Source organism: Ketobacter sp. MCCC 1A13808 (genome assembly GCF_009746715.1).
Lineage (GTDB): Bacteria > Pseudomonadota > Gammaproteobacteria > Pseudomonadales > Ketobacteraceae > Ketobacter.
Genome location: NZ_VRKW01000002.1, coordinates 181,002 through 200,224, shown reverse-complemented (window position 1 = coordinate 200,224; position 19,223 = coordinate 181,002). Strand labels below are relative to the sequence as shown.

Here is a 19,223-nt window from a genome sequence, read left to right as displayed (position 1 = left end):
TCGGTAGTGGGGTATTAACCTGTCGGATACCGCGCGGCTATTGAGTCGCATCGGTATTGATTTCATTGAAGGCTTTATCAACCAGACTGTTGATGGTGGAGTGGCCCAGCAATTCCACCACCGAGTAGTTGATGCCAATGGCTTGATCTAACTGAACCTGAATTTCAGTGGACATCAGTGAGTCCACACCAAAAGCATCAAACGCCAGATCGGGTTTAAGACGGTCAGCCGACGTTTTCAGTGTTAATGCGATAACGTCGGCAATCAGGGCCCGCAGAGTGTCGCGGCCTTCGTCCTCCGGCATGGTTTTTACCGCAAGATGAAGTTGATCGACCAATGAAGCGTCTCCGCCCTGAGCGTTCCTGCATTGTTCCACCAGCTTGCTGAACGTCGCGGATGCGCCGCCCACCACTTCATAGGCAGCCCAGCGTTCCCAGGCAATGTTCTCTGCGATGGCAATCTGGGTTTGCTTTTGCATCAGCGCAACGCCCAGGCCGCGTAATGCAATATCCACTGGCAGAGGCGCCAATCCGATTTGGGTGAGGTGTTGACCAACGCGGTCGTCACCTTCGAGCATGCCCACTTCCGCAATGGCGCCGAAGTTGATGCTGAGCGCGTTTAATCCCATTGCCCGACGTTGATGCGCCAGGCCGTCAAGAAAACCGTTGGCGGCACAATAGTTGGCCTGGCGACTGTTTCCGACCAGATTGGCGATGGAAGAAAACAACACAAAGTGTTCCACTTCGGTTTGCATTTCCTGCAGGCAGCAGTGGAGGCTATGCGCACCGCCGGCTTTTACTTCCATCACTTTGGCGATGTCCTCTTTTTTCAGTTCTGACACTAACTGATCTTCGAGCACACCGGCGGCGTGGAATACGCCTTTTAATGGGAGATCACCAAAACAAAGTGAGTGCATCAGTTGATGTACGGCAGCGGTATCTGCCATATCCACAGCGTAGCCTCGAACAATGGCTCCGTGTTGCTGCAAGTTGAGAATCAACTCATCGGCGCCGGGTGATGCCAAGCCGCGGCGTCCGACCAGAGCAATGTGGCCAGCGCCGTTGCAGGCCAGCCACTGTGCCAGCTGGGCACCGAGTCCGCTGAAGCCACCGGTAACCAGATAAACACCCTGTTTTGAAAAGCGCGGCAGCTCGGGAATGACGGCGGCGAACGGCGCTTGCTGGCCTTGTATCCGGACTTCAATCCAGGCCGCTGAATCGAGCTTGCCAGTCTGCTGTAGTACGTCATTAATTGTTACTTCTGCCGGTAACGGCAGATCACCGGTCTGGGCTTCCTCGACCACACGTTCCAGGGCCGGCATGAAATGGCGGTTCTTTTTCATGGCTGCTAAATCAGTGGGCACTCGAATGAACTGAGCACAGTGCCGGGGAATGGCAAAAGGTGTTTCAGTCTCACTGATGTCCACCAAGCAGCCTCCGTCCTGCAGGCCGCTGAAGCCCACCTGTTTGCTCCATTGGGCAAGAGGGCCTGCGATCAAATCAAAGCGGGTATCGGACGTTGTATCGTAGGTACTGAAAGGAATCACGGTTGCGCCGCTGCGGGTCAGACGGCGATGCAGCGCCTCTCCCAGTGCACTGTTATCCAGCAGCACCAATGCATCGGGCGGGATTTCACAGGAGTGCAGGATCAATAGCGCCTGTGCTTCAATCACCAGTGCGGTTGCCGGCAAAGCCGATTCCGTCAAAAGAGAATGATCGGACGGGTTTGCGGTTTTAACGAGAATCGCATCCGGTTCTGCAACCACAACCCGCGATGCCGGGCGGCAGGGAATCAGTCCGCACACAGTGTCGCCGGACTGGAATAAAGTGGTGTCGCAGCCAGCCTGGGAAACGATGCCGCAGATGGCGAGCAAATCGTCCTTGCCGGAACGGAAAGCCAGACGGGTAACTTCAATCCGATACGCATTGTCCGCGACTGCAACCTCATCCGGTACTATTTTTGCCCGCAATCCGCTGTGGTTTTCGCCGGTATGATTCGGGTCCGGTTGCACGAAGAGAACGGGTGACTCGGCGACGTTATCGACCTGCGTGCTGTGCTGCTGTTGCAGCGCGGCGGAGCGTATTAGTTCAACCCCGTAGCGTTGGCCTTTGCGCAGCGCAACTTCGTCAATGGAGTCCGCATTCAGAATTTCCGCAAACAGGCATTGAGCCTGGTGGAACAGGTCCTCTTCCGGCGCGACGTCGATCAGGGCCGCATGCAGGTTTGCCTGTTCGTTGCGAACGACTCTGGCAAAACCCGCCACTGCGGTTTGTGCGGGAACAACCAGGTCATCTGCTACCACCGAAGCCGCCTGACGTGTGATTACCCGCAGCTTGCAAGTTTGCTCGCGGTGAATGAATTCCTGCACTAACAGCAGCAGGTTTTCCACACTTTTTTGACCGGTTGAGTCCGCTGCAGTGTGTAATCCTGCATCTGAAATAACCGCGATGTGGGTTGTGGCGTCTAAGGCCGCTGGATGGTTTAGCTCGCTGATGGCGAAGCGCTGAAACCCGGTGCCGACACTGCTGCAGACTTCAGCAAGTGCATCCGCCAGACGATCAGCCGGGTTAGCAATAATAGTAAGCATCCCAACCTGTTGATCGATCGTTTGCAGTGGTGGCAGAGGGTTCCAGATACGCTGGTAGTCGCCTTGCGGAAAGTGATTCGTTGTCTGGGCTCCGCGAAGGGCGACACAGTGGAGCCCTTTGAGAGCGGCAAATATCTTGCCTTGTTCATCGGCGAGGTCGAAATCGCATAAGATGCGGGTGGCACTTTTGGAAACAATGCGTCCATGGCAGACAATTCGTTCCTGAGCCGAGCCAAAGATTTGAATGGAATCCAGTGATACCGGTAGATAAGCGTTATCGTGACTCTCCATCAGGCACAAAGCCGACTGAAAACACCCGTCCAGAAGCGCCGGATGCAGAACGTAGACGGCACTATCTTCACCTGCGCAGTCGGGCCGTTGCAATGACGCCAGCACTTCAGCGCGGGCTCTGTTTCGTGATAAGGCCGTGATTGAGCGGAATGCAGGACCGTATTGCAACGACAAAGCCTGCAACTCTTCGTACAGGGTATCGACGGCAACCGGTTCGCCTTCAAATTCCTGCCATACATTAGCGCTAAGATAGGGTGTTTGTTTCACTGTCAGCGGATACAGGTGTGCTTGCGCGTGCACCACGTGAGTGTTGTCATTCAATGCGTCATTGGCAATCAGGTGGGCCAGGTTGGTGAACTCATCGAAAGCGATAGTCAGGTGAGTCGCGCGATCCTGGTTCAGAATCAACGCCTCCTGGATGACGATATTACGCAAAGTCCAGCCACTATATTCGTCCAGTTGTGGCCAGTACTGACGGGCTTTTTGGCACAGTGCCTCAATAAACCCTGCTGCCGGCATGATGGCCGTACCATCCACTTTGTGATCGAACAGATAGTTTAGACGGCTGAGGTTAAGATCAGCGCCCTGGCTACCACCATGCCTGTCGTCACTGCACAGTGGATCCTGTTGTGACTCAAGCCGGTCTTCCGCTTGCCATAACGATTCGCGCCACAGGGTTTTGCGTTGCCATGGATAGCCCGGCAGTTGAATTAGCTTGCCGACGGGTTCGCGCAACGCCCAGTCCACCTGTCCACCGTGAGTAAAAATGTCCGCGATGGTTTGTTTAACGGCGGTATGTTCCGGTTTGTTCATCCATAGGGTCGAAACTACATTCGCGTCGCAGCCCTGCTCTTTGAATACATCCTCAATCGCGCGGCGCAGTACAGGGTGAGGGCCGACTTCCACAAACAAGGTGTACCCGTCTGCCAGTGCCGAGCGCAAGGCGTCGGCAAAATAAACCGGGTCGCGAACGTTGTCGCACCAGTATTCCGCATCGAACAGGCGCGTGTCGGTGGCCTGTCCGGTTCGAGTGCCGGTGACGGTTGAATACAGGGGCGTCGTAGGCTTCACCGGACGCAGGCCTGCTAGGTGCTTGCGTAGCTCCGGTTTCAGCTGTTCCATCACCGGACTGTGATAGGGCACCGCTACATCCAGTGCCCGCGCAAACAGTTTGCGCTCGGTTGCTGTAACCCGGATGCATTCCAGGCTGTCTGCGTCACCGGCAATGGTGACGCTGGTGGGGGAGTTGATCGCCGCAAGGGACACTTTAGCCCCGTAGGGTGCAATCAATTCTGCGGCTTCGGCTTCTGTCACACCCAGCGCCAGCATCTTGCCCTTTCCTGCCGTTGTGGCCTGAATCCGGCTGCGCTGGTAACTGACCAACAACGCGTCCTCAAGGGTTAACATCCCTGATGCCCAGGCGGAGGCCACTTCACCCACGGAATGACCCACAACCGCAGCGGGCGTGATACCTTCTGCTTTCAGTAATGCCGTTAGCCCCATTTGCACCATCAGGTTGCCGGGTTGGGCGAACTCGGTCCGTTTGATCTGTGAATCTTCTTCATCCCTGAGCATTTCTTCCAGAATTGAAAATCCGGAGATGCTTTGGAACACGCGATCCGCTTCCAATAAGGTGGTACGGAAAATCTCGTTTTCATGGAACAGTTCACGGCCCATGCCGTGCCACTGAGGCCCCATGCCGGTGTAGATAAAAACGACCTTCGAGTTGCCAGAGCCGGAACGTTCCGCTGCGGAACCACCCTCCGGAATAGCGCCCTCCAGATAGTGATGCAACGCGTTTTTCAGTTCTTCTTTTGTTTCACCCCAAAGCGCCAGCCGATGGGATAAGTGAGCGCGACGTTGCGCAGCGGTATAAAGAACATCATCCAGTTCAATATTTGCCGAGCTGAGCAGATCAAGAAATTGTTCCGCTCGCGCCTGTAGTGCGCTTTGGTCTCGAGCTGTAATAGCAAGCAACCGGGCACCCGGCTTTGCGGCGAGGAACTCTTCATGACGTGGCTTACAGACTTCCGGTGCGGCCAGAATTAAATGGGCGTTAGTACCGCCATACCCGAATGAGTTGATTGCAATCTTGGTGGATGGGCCTGCGGTTTTATTATGCGCTTGGAGAGGAACCGGTATTCTCGGTAACGAAATTGACTCGGGTATGGCTGGATTCACTTCTTCTAATCCGGCTACCGGAGGAATGAGATTGTGCTGAAACATCATCACGGACTTGATTACGCTGGCGATACCCGCAGCGGCTTCCAAGTGGCCGATACTGGCCTTTACCGAGCCCACATAGCAGCTGCCGTTGCTGCCGTATACGCTGGCGATGGCTTTGGTTTCCAACGGGTCCCCTACAGCGGTCCCGGTGCCATGAGCTTCGACATAGGTAATATCTTTTGCGTCACAGCCACTGTCGGCCAGCACTTTATTCATCAGCGCTTGTTGCGCTTCCGGGTTCGGTACGGTTATCCCGCTGGTGCGCCCGTCCTGGTTGACACCCACCCCGCTTACAATAGCCAATACCGGGTCATTGTCGCGGTGCGCGGCGGCAAGGCTTTTTAACACAACGACCCCGCCGCCTTCGCCACGGCCGTAACCGTCGGCGCGCGCGTCAAAACTTTTCGAACGACCATCCTTGGCAAGGAAGCGTCCCTTGGACATCGCGATCGTATATTCGGGCCGTAGCATGAAGTTAACGCCGCCTACCAGCGCCATTTCACATTGACCTGTTTTAATGGCAGATACCGCCTGAGCAAAGGCAACCAAAGAAGAGGAGCAGGCTGTATCCACTGAAAAACTCGGACCGTGGAAATCGAAAGCGTAGGAAATACGGTTGGATAGCATGGTGAGTGTGGCGCCCGCTGCACTGTGTGAACCGATCGCGTCCCGAGCCCCGATGCCGAATTGATTGAGCAAATGATCAACCGTAAACCCGCCGACAAAGACGCCGGTATCGGAGCCGGCGAGCGCTTCCGGGTTCAAACCTGCGGACTCCATTGCCTCCCAGCTTAGCTCCAGTAAAAGGCGTTGCTGAGGGTCAAGGAATTCAACTTCCCGTGGTGAAAAATTGAAAAAATCCGCATCGAATGCGCGAAAGTCGTAGTTATGAAGAAAGTGACCTGAGTCTACGTAGGCTTTACCCGACGCATCCTCAGGGTTGTGGAATTTGTTCAATGACCATCGGTCTATTGGCACTTTGCTGACATAGTTGCGCCCTGTCAGCAGGTTCTGAAAGTAATGCTCCGGTGTAGCAGAGCCATCGGGAAATTTGCAGGCAGTGCCTATAATAGCAATGCAGTTGTCGCTGGAAGGCTCTGATAACGGTTTGTCCGAATTGCGCATCATCTCGTTTATCCTTTAACGGGTGTGAATTAATTAAAAAGCCGAATACACCGTCTCTGTTCGGTAGCGATGTCGTACTCCTATTTACGACGGTCGCTGTCATTAAGTTGCAGGGTGGGATGAATTTACTCTGGCAATTTCGCACAGAATAATGCCGGACTATTTTTGCTTTGTATGTGTGCGGCACTTTCCGGCCGTATTCAGCGTTTCTGCTGTGATAAGGTTGGCTTTTAAGGTGGTCTTTGTTGAATTAAACTTTTTCTTCATTTGACGGAAGATGACTAGTGTCCGGTGCGCAGGGTCAAGCAGCGGACTGTGCCCCGCGCGATAATTGAAATCAGGGAACCACAGGATGTCGATGCACGAGGCAACAGCGGACGAGTTGGAAAAATTGTTGGAAAGAATTGCTTTGAAAGATCAATCTGCACTGGAACAATTACACCACAGGGTGGCGGGGAAGCTCAGTAGTGCAGCGATGAATGTGCTCTACGACAGTGACATGAGTAAAGATGTCGTGCAGGAAACGTTGCTACAGATATGGTTTCGGGCAGGTGATTACCAGCGTAGCCAAAGCGAACCGATGACGTGGATGAGTGCTATTTTACGTTATCGCGCTATCGACCGGTTAAAATGCGAAGGGATTGAGAAAAATCGAAGAGACCAGTTTGAACGTTTTCAGGAATGCACGGAAACACGCGCTCTGGATACGCCGGTGACCCATTTGTTGACGCAAGAGTTACACCGTCAATTACGCGGTGGTTTGACCTCGTTGTGCACATTGAACCGCAACGCATTAGTGATGGCCTATTACTACGGGTACAGCAGGGAGTCTATTGCTATCCATCTGAACCAACCGGTTAACAGTATCAAAGCCTGTCTGCGTCGTGATCTGATGAAATTGAATCGTTATTTGTCCTGTTAATGAAAAGCAGGGGCAGGGGGGTTGGCAGAATCACACCTTTGCAGGGGGCGCTTCGTTAAGGATACGAACTTCACGTTGCGGAAAGGGAATCTCATAGCCGTGTTCCTGTAGCGTTTCAAGAATCATCAGTAGCAGGTCTCCACCCACCCGGTTTTTTCCGTCATCAACCCCATACATCCAGAATTCCACGAACATATTAATTCCGGAATCACCAAAGCTATCGATTTCACAATCCGGACGTTCCTCAATGGGGATATCGTCACCGCTGATGACTTGCTCATGGGTCGCAACAACCTGTTTTATGATTTCGACTAACTTGCGAACATCCGAGTGGTACGCTACTGAAAAATCCACTCGGTAGCGCTGTTTGTTGTTGTGGTGAGACCAGTTGGTGAAGCTTTCGGTTATAAACTTTTCGTTGGGCACCATGATGTCTTTTCCATCATAGGTTTCCAGAGTAGTGGAACGTAATGACATTTCCCGAACGATACCCGAACGACCATCTTCTAGCTCGATATAGTCTTCAACCGTAATGGAACGATCCAACAAGATAATGATGCCGGAAATAAAGTTCGAAGCGATGGCTTGCAATCCGAATCCCAAGCCGACACCCACTGCGCCGCCAAACACGGCAAGCGCCGTTAAGTTGATACCCATGATCTGTAGAATAAGAAGTGAGACCCCAACAAAAATGGTGATCTCCAGACATTTAACGGCCACTTCTTTGGTTCGGATATCCAACTTTTCCTGGCGCCGAATTATTTCTTTGCCCGTATTATTTGATACACGGCCGAGCCAGAATAGAAGTGAACCGAAAAAGATGACTCTCAGTAAGCCGTAGGCCGACATTTCGATATTGCCGATACTGACCGACATGGATTCCAGAATCTGGATCAGGTGCCCGAGTATTCCCACCAGATGCAACAGCAGTAAGGGCAGGCCAATCCATCTGAAAACGAACTTGATGAAATCGTTTTTGACGTGATCTCGGATCACGGTATTGAAAACAAAAAGCATGGCGATAATCAACGCAAAATTAACCAGCCACGATTGACCGATTAGGCGTTTGCTCAGCTCAACGGAAAAGCTCAGCATCAGGATATTCAGAAGTGGAAATAACAGGTTTCCCAAAGCGGAAAGAAAGCGCCGTAGAGGATCCGTCGGTTGTGTTTTGTCCAGCTTTCTCAAAATCGGGATAAACGATCGGATGCGGTTGCTGGCGATGTACGCCACAGCGATTATCAGAAAAACCAAGGCTAATTGAGAATAGGTATTGATGCTCAGAATGGATTCGACCGCCTTGTTACCGGCGTCCATTGCTAATTTTTTTATTTCTTCGGTATTCACTTAAACTGTTCCCGGGTTGAGCAGAATTCATCAGGCTTATTCACTTTATAGAAAAGCAATCGATTGTCCAGTGAAAGCACAAGGCGGGGTCAGGAGAAGTGCAGAGTTGATTAGTCCTTGCAGGCTGTTACGCTTCGTTCTCTTTTTCATCGAAGGGGATCACCTGGAAAAAATCCTCCCGGGTCCAGGGTTTGTTGATACAGCCGGAGAATTCGGTGAGTTCTTCAGTCCGTTGAACGGCTTCGGGATCGGCGTGGCCGCTGAGCATGATTTTGAGAAGGGTGGGGTATTGCTTGTGTACTTTAATCAGGAACTCGTCGCCTTTCATGCCGGGCATCATCCAGTCTGAAATAACGGCTTTGATTTCTTCGCCGTCGTCCAGCAATTCCTGAATCAGTTCCAGGCCTTCCGGTGCACTTTCTGCGATTTCTATGGCGTATTTGCCCTTATACCAGTGCCTCAGTTGTGCTCGCAAACTCATGAGAATGGTCCGGTCGTCGTCGACGCAAATGATATAAGCTTTGTTCAAATACATGTCACTCAATGTTGGATAATACACAGATAAACTATAAGGACTAATTTAATCTGAAATCGGCAAGACTACACTAAACGTAGTATATCCAGGCCTGGATTTAAAGAAAATCTTGCCCCGGTGCTTTTCAACAATCCGTTTGCAGATACCCAGGCCCAGTCCGCTGCCTTCCCCGGCCACTTTGGTTGTAAAGAAGGATTCCCAGATCCGTTCCTGAATCTGCTTAGAAATACCTTGTCCGGTGTCAGAGATGTTGACCTGAATGTGGGGCTGATTCTCTATATTGATACTGAGGGTGTCGATAGTCAGAACGCCTTTGTATTCCATGGCTTGCAGGGCATTGTGAATGAGATTGGTCCACACCTGATTGAGTTCGTCGGGGTAACAGTTGAGTAGCGGCAGGGTTTGAAAGTTTTTAATGACTTCGCAGCCCTGCTTTAACAAGCCGTTATAGAGCACCAGGACCGTATTGATATCCTCGTTGATATTGCTATCGGACTTTTCGCCGAAATGGTCCTTTCGTGCAAAACTTTTCAGGGCAAACGCGATTTTGGCGGCACGGGCGGTCGCGGTGTAAATGGTTTGATTACAACGCATAATGCCGGTGAGATTGTACGCACTGTCGATGATTCGAAAGCTGTTGTCGCCCACCATCATGCTTATTATTTGATCTGTTTTGTCAGCCAGCCCCATATCAATGAGCCGGTCTGCAATTTCTTCTGCTCTATCGGAGCCGCTTTCTGTCAGCAGTTGCAGGGCTTTGCGCTTGACCTTGCGTTCTTCGCGGGTGGTCATGGATTCCATGGGGCCGGCGTTGTGTAATAGCCAGTCGAACAGGTGTTTTTCAGCGTCGGTGGCGTGCTGGAAAAGCATCTCCAGACTATTGGCATAGCCGGTGTAATATTTAGTGGCATTGCCCGCAGAGGCGTGTATAGCGCCCAATGGAGTGTTCACTTCGTGAGCAATGCTGGCGACCAATTGGCCCAATGCGGCCATTTTCTCGGAATGCACCAGTTGTTGCTGGCTTTCTTCAAGGTCATTCAGCGCTTTGATCAGGTTCTCGTTTTGTTGATTGAGCTGCTCCGTGCGCTCATCCACCTTCATTTCCAGGTGCAGATTGTATTCTTCCAGGTCCTGGTAGGCCTTACTCAGGTTCACAGCCATTTCTGAGAATTGAGCGGTGAGCACGCCCACTTCATCTTTGCCCGTGGGATTGACCTGGTTGACAATGGAAAAGTCACCTTTGGAAAGGCGTTGCGCGAAGTCCGTCAAGCGCACAATGGGATCGGCCAGGCGCTGGGCTAAACGTGAAATAACCAGGAATGTGAGCAGAAGAATACTGGCCGCAGAGGCGAGGGATCGAAGAGAGTAGCTCTTCACTATGGCGGAGTTTTCCTGTTCCGATTGTTTGACCTGTGCTTTCACCCCGTCTAAAGAGTAACCTACCATCAGTTGGCCCCACGGACCGCTGCCCACCTGAACCGGTAATCTAAATACCAAACCATTGGCGTCTCTTAGCTTTTCCGTGACGAGCTGATCCGGCTTCTCTGATAATGATTTTCCGATCGATTTGACCTCTACGATGTAATCTTGCTGAAACAGGGTGTCGCTGTACTTGTTTTGTTGGATTGTCGAACCAGCAGTATTCACCACAACGTTCTGGGATTTATCAACCAGGATCACCCATTTCAATTCGCTGCTGTTTTCCGAGATTTTGTTGAGGGAGTCGGTCATCTCAAAGAGGTTGAAGGACGCGATTTGCTCTTCGACCTGATGGTGTAATTGGTTGGATTGAAATAAAGCCCTGTTGTATAGATTTTCCAGCATGAGGTCGGTCTGCTTTTGCAATTCCCCTCGCAAAATTGCCTGCTGAGAGGAAATTTGCCCGCTGGTGAGTAATACCAGCACCGAGAGAACCAGTAGCAGCATCACCGTAACCAACTGGTTGCGAATACCTCGTTTGAACATCATCGAATAAGCCTTGGGCCTGATCGTTTACTGATACAGCTACACACACGCAGCTCCCCTTGCTCCAAACAACGTTTACTCAAGAACATGGGTTGATTGATAAGGGAGCTTGGTGAATTACCGAAGCGCACTGTAATTCACTCTTACTAATAATAGTCACCATCTTTGTTTCTGTAGCGGAATAAATGCTACATAGATTAACGGATGCTTCCGTTATTGCCAGTTAGAATTATCTAACGCGTTGAAAGCATATGCAAAATGCCAATTTTAAGTGTTTTCACAGGAATCGATGAAGAGCTTTAAAGCTTGACTACACTTAAGTGGGAATACCCATATTGTATCCGTAATGCGCGTGCTTGAGCTGATAGGTCAGGTTAGCGCGCGAATTCTACAGAACATGAATCGAACAAAAATAACATCTCTTATCGAAGGGAATCAATTCCATGGCTGCTGACTTTAGAATGAAAATCATCATTCCCATCAACGACGCTGCGTATAACCAGGAATTAGCTGAATTGGCACGAGGGGCCGCGCCGCCTGATTTGGATATTGACGTGGAAAACATCGGCGCCGGAAATGCGTCTATAGAAAGTCGTTGGGATCGTATGACCAATGCTCCCCATGTGGTAGATCTGGCGATCAAAGCGGAACATCAGGGCTTTAACGGGATTTTTGTCTCGGATTTTGATTATTGTGGTGTGGAAGAAGCTAGGGAGGTGGTCAACGTACCGGTTATTGGTGGGTTCAGGCCCAGCGTATTCACGGCGATGTCCCTGGGGCAGCGGTTTTCTATTGTCACCGTGTTGGATTCGGTGGTGGATATGCAGCGATCCCATATCAGAACCTTTGGCATTGAACCCAACTTTGCCTCCATCGTTGCAGTCGACTTGCCTGTACACCAGTTATCTGAAAAGAAAATCGTGATCGAAAAGGTATACGAATGCAGCGTTAACGCCATTGAGACTGCCGGAGCAGATGCTATTTTGCTGGGCTGCACGGGATTTATGCACATCGCCGAACCGGTGGCGGAGCGCTTAAAAGCGAAATATAAAATGAATATTCCGGTGATCGATCCCAATAAAGCGGCGGTGAACTTTCTGTATATGTTGATGCGAACCAGGCAATGGCAGAGCCGGGTAACCTATCAGGTACCACCCAACTTTAAGGACGCAGAGTGAACCCCGCGTATGTACAAGATTAATAAAACGGATATGCAAACCATCGTTAATGGGGCGAGTTTTCTGGCCAGTGGCGGGGGAGGCGGAGTGGCTTCTGCTCTGGATGTCATCGACAACATTACCCATTTTTCGAACGAGGTCAGCGTGGTGGGTGTAGAAGAACTCCACTCCGGCGATGAGCTGTTGGTGATATGTGGGGTAGGCGCACCGGACGCCCCCAACCTGAATTTTAATTATTCGGCAGGCTTCGGGTTGACCGGATTACAGGAAATGTCAGGCAAAACGTTTAGTCATGTGCTGCCGATCGAAGTGGGCGCAATGAATTCGATGATCCCGCTGCTGGCGTGCGCCCAGTACAATATCCCGTTTGTGGATGGAGACGGTGCGGGTCGATCCGTTCCCCAAATGAGCATGTGCACTTATGCCCTCAAGGGATTTCCGACGCAAGAAACATTGGTAGTCAGCGAAACGGACGTTCAGTTTCCATTGCATCCAGCGAATGCCCGGCAGATGGAGCGAGACGTCAGAAAAGTAGTCAGCAATGAACTGCATAATGCCGGTACGGTTGCCACCTGGCCGATCAGTGCCCAACAGTTGACGGCGCCGGCTGCGTTTGTGCCTGGCTCCCTGTCGCTGGCGCGGTCGTTGGGTGTGGCCATGGCGACTCAGAATCCGTTAGAGGGAGTGCGGGCAATAATTGGTAATTTCTATGCAGATAATCGTATCATTACGCGCAAAGGCCGTGTTATTGCGGCGACGAATAAAGTGGAAGATGGCTTCGATGTGGGCACTATCACTGTGCAAGATGAGGCGGGGATGACGGTGAGACTGTATTTCGTCAACGAAAGCCTGTTTGCAACCATTGATTATCATGGGCAGCCTTCGGCGTTTATTTTAGGCCCGGATATGATTTGCTGTATGGGTGTAGATGGCACGCCGATGACCAATTCAGAGATTTGCAGCCGATTCGAAAGTAAGCAATCCATCGAAATCTGCCTGCTATGGGTGAAAGCGTTGGACACTATTCGTACACCCGGTATGTTTTTTCAGTATCTGACGTTGTTGACGCAAAAATTTTCTTCGGCAAGCTGGTCCGGCTATACCTTTATTGAGGATATTCCCGACTTATTGGATTAACAGCCCGTAAACAAACTCTGCGTGGTGGAGCAAAAGCAAACAATGATTGGAATGTTGGTAGGGAGACGCGTTGCTCTGGGCATAGGGGGCTCAATGCTTGTGTTATCCCAGGCAAGTGCCGCTACCTCTCCCACACTGCAACAGGAAATACGCTGGTTGCAGGAGGAGCACTATGTCACTACGGCCACCAAGACCCAGGAGAAACTCAATAAGAGCGGCTCCACCATCAGCATCATAACCGCCGATGAGCTGCAGAAAATGGGTGCCCGTAATTTGATGGACGCACTTAAGCGGGTACCCGGGTTCGGTATCAATCAATTTAATATGGGCATCACGTCTACGGGCGTGCGGGGCGTGAAGACCGATTTTTCGGAAAAGGTCCTGTTTCTTATTAATGGCCATCCGGTGAATAACAACCTGGTTAACGGCGGGGCATTGTCCAGTTATAACAACTTCCGTATAGATGATATCAAAGTGGTTGAGATTGTTCGTGGGCCGGGGTCGGCGCTGTACGGTGCCAACGCCTTTGTCGCGGTGGTAAACATCGTGACCAAGACAGCAAAAGATATTGATGGTGTTGAGCTTAGCTTGTCGGGTGGCAGTGATGAGACCAATCAGTTCGATCTTTTGTACGGCGAACGAATCGGTGAATTGGATCTGGCTTTCAACGCCAATGTGTTTCATTCGGACGGAATAAACGAACCGGTCCGCTCCGATGCGACAGGCCAATCCGGACGCACGGACTTTTGGCAAAAACGATATGAGATGTCCTTTCAGGGCAGTTACCGGAATCTGTCATTGCAGGGCCGGTATACGGAACGTAAGGCGGGGGCGTATTTAGGCGCGAATAACTTTCTGAACACCGGCTCAGAGCAGGAATACAGAGAATATTTTATCGATGGATCCTATGTTGCCCCTGTCTCCGATAACCTGTCGGTGATGACGCATGTTTATTTTGATCACTTTGAATTTGATAATCTGTGGGAGTTGGCGGACAACTTCTATGCCCGCAGTCCGATTAAGCACGACAAAACCGGAATAGAATCCACTTTGACCTGGAACTGGAACAGCAATAATAAATTGTTGCTGGGGGCGGCGGCGGAACACCAGAGTCAATATGGTGTGGAATACTGGACCAATAATGGTGCCGGAGAGCTGGTAAATATCTCAGACGTTGCTAATTGGAACGGCAGTCATAATCGCGACATCGTCGCTGTCTATATGCAGGACATCTGGGATGTGATGGAGACCCTCAGGTTGATAGTCGGAGCCCGCTATGATCATTACAGTGACTTCGAGGGCAGCTTCAACCCAAGGGCCAGCTTAAGTTGGGAATTTGTACCCGATTACCATCTGATCGCGACGTACGGCTCTGCCTTCAGGGCGCCCACCTTTGGGGAGTTGTACAATATTAATAACCCGTCAATTGTCGGCAATCCGGATCTTCATCCGGAAGAGATTGATACCTTTGAACTGGGTTTGAATATTGATATAAGCCGTCGTTTCCAGGTTAGGGGCACCTTTTTCTACAATAATATTCAGGATATTATTGCGCCCAGAGCATCGCAGGGAGCGGTCAACTTTTCAGACAATGTCGGTGAACTGGAGGTGTTGGGTGTGGAGCTGGAAGCCAAGCTTCGTTTACGCAATGGCTCCACCCTGGGTTCTAATTACACCTACCAGGATCCCACCAATGCCCTTAACGATACCCGGGCTCCAGAGGTTCCCCTGCAACGGGCCAACCTTTGGTATAACCACCGTTTCTCGCGCAGTCTGAATGCGTTTGCCGGTGTGTTGTATGAAAGCAAGCTAAGTCGTGAAGAGGCAGACCCGAGAGCCGATGTGCCAGCGACTACCACCCTGGATCTAGCGCTGACCTGGCGCAATAGCGCTGAAGATATCACGATAACAACGTCGCTCTACAATGCCCTGGATGCCCATCATGTCGACCCCTCTCCAAGCGGGGTTATGTTGTCTGATTATCCCAATCCCGGTCGCAGCTTTATGTTGGAACTGCAGTTTGAATATTAGGTGAGCGGGGCATCGATAGTGCTCTGCGGGTCATTCATAACTACTGTGTTAACAATTCGTTTACCGAGCCCAGAGCATCCGTATTCAGATCGAGTTGATACTCGCCCACTTTGAGCAAGTTCAAAGATATACTGCTGCCCGCCGGAAACTGAACGTGGGATTCCGGCTGTTGTTGTTCGAGCAGGGTTTGGGTAATAACCGCTGCTTGTCGTCCGGTGGTGGCGAGGTCTGCATTGATACTCAACGTTGCGCCTAATTCCATAAACAGGGAGCTGTAGGCGAACACAGGCCTTTGGCGGCGATGGGCCAGATCGAAAACCAGTTTGGTGCTGCTTTCGGATTTCAAAACCACAGGGTCGGGCAGAACCCAAAGCGCATCTACTTTTTGCAATAATTGATCAGCGATACGGGGTAAATCCTCTACTTTGTTCACGGCTGCACTGACCAGTTCGATGCCCAGTTGATTTGCAAACCGTTCCCCATCTTTAACCAGCCCGGCATTGTCCTCGCTATAGATGACCCCAATTCGTTTTAACTGCGGAAAGAAATATTTAAACCAGGTCATCTGGGCGTGGGGTGCTACTTCACTGGCGACGCCGAAATAATTATCCCGCGATTGGAACTGCCGCCAGCTTAGCACCGAGCTATAGATAACCTGTGCGGCCGGATCAATGTAATCAACCGATCCCAGCGCTTTTGCCCCGATGGTATAGATTGCGGCAAATTGTTGAGTATTCAGTACGTCCAGTAGCTGTTCGGTGGGTCTCTCGTCGTTGTTCAGGTCGAGCGTAACAATGTCCTTGCCTGCCAGTGCCTCCATAAACCCGTTTTCTGCTAACTGATATCGGGGCAATGAATGATTGCTGTTCACTACCAGTATTTTGTTTTTGGACAAGGGAACCGGGCCCGCTGGGTCCGGTGTAATGCGTGCACAATTGGTTATTACCATTGCAAAAATCAGAATGACTAAACAGCGGGCCTGAATCATAGTCCATGCCCTCCCTTAGCTTGGCTCGTCATGGGTAGTCGCTTCCATTCATCTAACCCCAATAAGTTGAGGCCGAGTTTCCCCTGGGGATTCTGAGTCATTGCTGCGATGGCGTTAAGTGCCGGTTCCAAGCCAATTAGATTGTCCCGGTTCACCACAACCACCAGGCTTTTTTGCGGTGTACTACGTCCCAATACGTGCAAATTCCGATAGGCATCCTGGTTCAGAGTGGCCAGTTTTTCAAAGCTGATTTCCGAAGCCAGGGCAGCGTCAGCCAAGCCAAAACTTACGGCCATTAACGCATCGATGTCTTTCGGCACCGTTAAATATCGGGCATTGGATACAGTGATCTGACCGCTACTGTACTGCATTTTTGCGAGCAGAGTATCGACGTAGTCCTGGGGGCCTGAAACCGCCAGAGTGATACGGATGTTGCCCGTTTGATTAAGGCTCTGTGATTTACCAATTAATAATTTTCGAAACGTATCCTTCCCGTGTTCAAGTCCTCGCAGGTAAGGAACAAGGGATCTATTGGTGCTTGCTAACTGGCGATAATGCCAGTCGGACATGATAAATATGGCGCCTTTCGATTGTTCGACCAGTTGTTGGAATGTTTTCCGGTCTTCTACCGGCTGCAGTTGCATATCCAACTGTGTTCTGAAATAGCGATCAAAGGTATTTTTGAGAACCAGGTTGCGGTCGTTATGGGATTCCGGATTGTAATGATAGACCGTGACCTGTCCGGTGGGCTTGGAGTCAGCTTGAGTGGTCAATGGCGTCAACAGAAGACAAACAAAAACAAGGCTCAAAATCAGGCCGAGCCTTTTGCGCTGCTGAAAGGGGTTACGCAACGATTTCACGCTGTAATCTCATTGCAAAAACACGTCGGAATAACAAAGGGGACTCCACGAAGCCATGTGGTCATTGATCATTGATCGGATATCCATTCGTTTAAGCTTAGGACTAATTGGGCAAATTGTTTAGACCTTAATCTTATGTAATTCATCGGGTTACTAGAGTTGCTGATAATTTAACCCATCTTGGGGGTGAATTGTTCAAAATTGGACTATTATTTAACAATGGCAGGTTAAAAAAAATACAAAAATGGATTTGGACGATATCGCAGCGGGTTGCTAAATACCCTTTGACGTTCAGGTCTATTAGCACAACCGTTCCATATGTGATTGTGCTGCGCTTTCTACGCTCTACCGACAAGGTAATGGAATTCTCTGACGGATAGAGGCAGTGCTGTGTCGTCACTCAACGGGTGCGATACGGCGTTTGCAGGTTTTATAGAAAACATTTCAAACAAGCCCTATTAAAAAGGAAATTGATATGTGCATCGACCGCCTAATGGAAGACCAAAATAATCACTTCAGAACCGTCGCTTTCGACCAATTTCACTCACAACAGGAAGTTGTTCATAGTATACAGAATCTGGCCAAGGTGACGCCAATAGAACTGGATGATCATCATGTGGTTTTACTGATTTATCCAGCCACCCATGACGTCAGTGCGAATCGGGTCATTGCGCACTTTGGCAGTGGATCTTTCCGCCGTCTGGAGGAAACGGAAGTCACGACAGTGGATGGGATTGCGGTTTGTGATTCATTGGGGGGCTACGAGAATATTGTTTTGGGGGTGGGTGACTATCAATCGGGCATTGAATTTTCGGTTCATGAACTTTGCAATAATCGGCTTACCGACGTGTTTCAATTCTCCGGTCTGAAAAAATACAAAGCCAGAATCAAACAAGTTGCACCGGAAACCGCACGGGACACTTTTCTGCAATGCGAAAAGTGTTTTGTCGGCTTCAGTTTAGAAAGTGGCAGTTTTACGGGTAACCGGCTGGTGGCAGTTATGAAATGGATCGACTCCCACTTTAGTGAATGTTTAGTATTGATTGCGGATTCCATCCATAACAACACGATTCAGATGGAACGGCATGTTTCCCTGAAAAAATCGCTGTCCATTACCAATGCGCTGGCGCAAAGTGCGATTGATGAATGCGAGGCTATTATCGGGGGGCTTAACCACTGCCGTTTTATTGTGAGCCGTGCGTCCCGCTATATTCCGGAGCCGGGTTACGCATCAACCCTGACCTCGCTTTATAACCTCTATGAGTGTTCCGCTAATTTTCGTGACTCGGTTAACCACTTCAGCAAGAATTTTGCGCACCGTAAAAACGTGGAAAGAATTCGTTTTGTGGAGCTGTCCAAAAAGTATTTGTTGGAAGAGCTGGCAGTGACCAGCTGCCTGATCGCCGAAGGGTGGACCACTTTGGTTTATCCGGGTGAACTGAACGCGTTTGATGAGATCGCCAATGGATTACACCCTGGTGTCCCCGAGTTGCTCAAACAATTGACTAGTGTTTCGTTGACCTTCAGGCCTGCAGGGCAGGATAGCCATTGACGTAGAGCAGCCAGGCAATGGCAAAGTAGCGTATCGCTTTTCCTGCAAAGGTCAGGCACCAGAACTGCCAGAACTGCACTTTCATGATACCGGCAACCAAGGTGATAGCATCGCCGCCAAGCGGGCTCCATGACAGCAATAGTGTCCATTTTCCGTATTTTTCAAACCAGCGTTGTGCGGGTCTCAGGTGGCGCTCTTTAAGGGGGAACCAGCGGCGATCCTGATAATGCAGCATGTATTTTCCAAGCCACCAGTTAATGGCAGCACCGGATGTGTTTCCGAAAGTCGCCATTAGCGTTAACCCCAGCCAGTGGTCGGGATAGCTGGTCAGCATCTTGATTAGCAACAGCTCCGAGTAAAACGGCAGAATGGTCGCGGCGGCAAAGGAACCAAGCCAGACCACAGCGTAATCTCCGGCCAGAGAACCGGTTGTAAGCGAAGCGGAGAGCGCTGCAAGCGCCTCTGTAAAGCTAGACACG

General features: G+C 50.6%; 12 protein-coding genes. 5 read left to right on the top strand and 7 right to left on the bottom strand.

What is annotated here, in order from left to right; all coding sequences use genetic code 11:
- Nucleotides 1-37 precede the first annotated feature (37 nt).
- Nucleotides 38-6,232, bottom strand: coding sequence for a type I polyketide synthase (locus FT643_RS04815; protein ID WP_156869756.1), 6,195 nt, complete (start codon nt 6,230-6,232; stop codon nt 38-40).
- A gap of 349 nt (nt 6,233-6,581) precedes the next feature.
- Between FT643_RS04815 and FT643_RS04810 the strand changes: the two genes are divergently transcribed.
- The gene (locus FT643_RS04810) at nt 6,582-7,151 is read left to right on the top strand and encodes a sigma-70 family RNA polymerase sigma factor (RefSeq protein WP_232339864.1); all 570 of its coding nucleotides are present in this window, start codon (nt 6,582-6,584) and stop codon (nt 7,149-7,151) included.
- A 30-nt stretch (nt 7,152-7,181) separates the two neighbouring features.
- On the opposite strand, the gene FT643_RS04805 is transcribed toward FT643_RS04810, so the two are convergent.
- The 3 genes from FT643_RS04805 to FT643_RS04795 form a co-directional block, all read right to left on the bottom strand.
- Nucleotides 7,182-8,498, bottom strand: a complete 1,317-nt coding sequence (locus FT643_RS04805; protein ID WP_317621947.1) for a mechanosensitive ion channel family protein — start codon at nt 8,496-8,498, stop codon at nt 7,182-7,184.
- A 127-nt stretch (nt 8,499-8,625) separates the two neighbouring features.
- A complete protein-coding gene (locus tag FT643_RS04800; RefSeq protein WP_255473879.1) occupies nt 8,626-9,033 on the bottom strand; it encodes a response regulator in 408 nt (135 codons plus the stop codon).
- A gap of 45 nt (nt 9,034-9,078) precedes the next feature.
- Nucleotides 9,079-11,001 (bottom strand): sensor histidine kinase, encoded by a 1,923-nt coding sequence (locus FT643_RS04795; RefSeq protein WP_156869752.1) that lies wholly within the window; start codon nt 10,999-11,001, stop codon nt 9,079-9,081.
- Between the two features lie 440 nt (nt 11,002-11,441).
- Between FT643_RS04795 and FT643_RS04790 the strand changes: the two genes are divergently transcribed.
- The 3 genes from FT643_RS04790 to FT643_RS04780 all read left to right on the top strand — a co-directional run bounded on the left by FT643_RS04790 (nt 11,442) and on the right by FT643_RS04780 (nt 15,344).
- The gene (locus FT643_RS04790) at nt 11,442-12,176 is read left to right on the top strand and encodes an aspartate/glutamate racemase family protein (protein ID WP_198043322.1); all 735 of its coding nucleotides are present in this window, start codon (nt 11,442-11,444) and stop codon (nt 12,174-12,176) included.
- A gap of 9 nt (nt 12,177-12,185) precedes the next feature.
- Nucleotides 12,186-13,313, top strand: a complete 1,128-nt coding sequence (locus FT643_RS04785) for a DUF917 domain-containing protein (RefSeq protein ID WP_156869750.1) — start codon at nt 12,186-12,188, stop codon at nt 13,311-13,313.
- Between the two features lie 93 nt (nt 13,314-13,406).
- On the top strand, nt 13,407-15,344 hold the full coding sequence (locus tag FT643_RS04780) for a TonB-dependent receptor plug domain-containing protein (protein WP_198043321.1): 1,938 nt from the start codon (nt 13,407-13,409) through the stop codon (nt 15,342-15,344).
- A 40-nt stretch (nt 15,345-15,384) separates the two neighbouring features.
- Here FT643_RS04780 and FT643_RS04775 read toward each other — a convergent pair whose 3' ends face one another.
- Both FT643_RS04775 and FT643_RS04770 read right to left on the bottom strand, forming a co-directional pair.
- A complete protein-coding gene (locus FT643_RS04775; protein ID WP_156869746.1) occupies nt 15,385-16,332 on the bottom strand; it encodes an ABC transporter substrate-binding protein in 948 nt (315 codons plus the stop codon).
- Nucleotides 16,329-17,192 carry a PhnD/SsuA/transferrin family substrate-binding protein gene (locus FT643_RS04770; RefSeq protein WP_156869744.1) on the bottom strand — a complete coding sequence of 288 codons (864 nt, stop codon included), beginning with the start codon at nt 17,190-17,192 and terminating at the stop codon, nt 16,329-16,331. The genes FT643_RS04775 and FT643_RS04770 overlap by 4 nt, the downstream gene beginning before the upstream one ends.
- 475 nt (nt 17,193-17,667) lie before the next feature.
- On the opposite strand from FT643_RS04770, the gene FT643_RS04765 reads away from it, so the two are divergent.
- Complete coding sequence (locus tag FT643_RS04765; RefSeq protein WP_156869742.1) at nt 17,668-18,744, top strand: tRNA-dependent cyclodipeptide synthase; 1,077 nt, start codon at nt 17,668-17,670, stop codon at nt 18,742-18,744.
- Here the strand turns inward: FT643_RS04765 and FT643_RS04760 are convergent.
- Nucleotides 18,716-19,222 (bottom strand): YqaA family protein, encoded by a 507-nt coding sequence (locus FT643_RS04760; RefSeq protein WP_317621946.1) that lies wholly within the window; start codon nt 19,220-19,222, stop codon nt 18,716-18,718. The genes FT643_RS04765 and FT643_RS04760 overlap by 29 nt on opposite strands.
- Nucleotide 19,223: the final 1 nt, after the last annotated feature.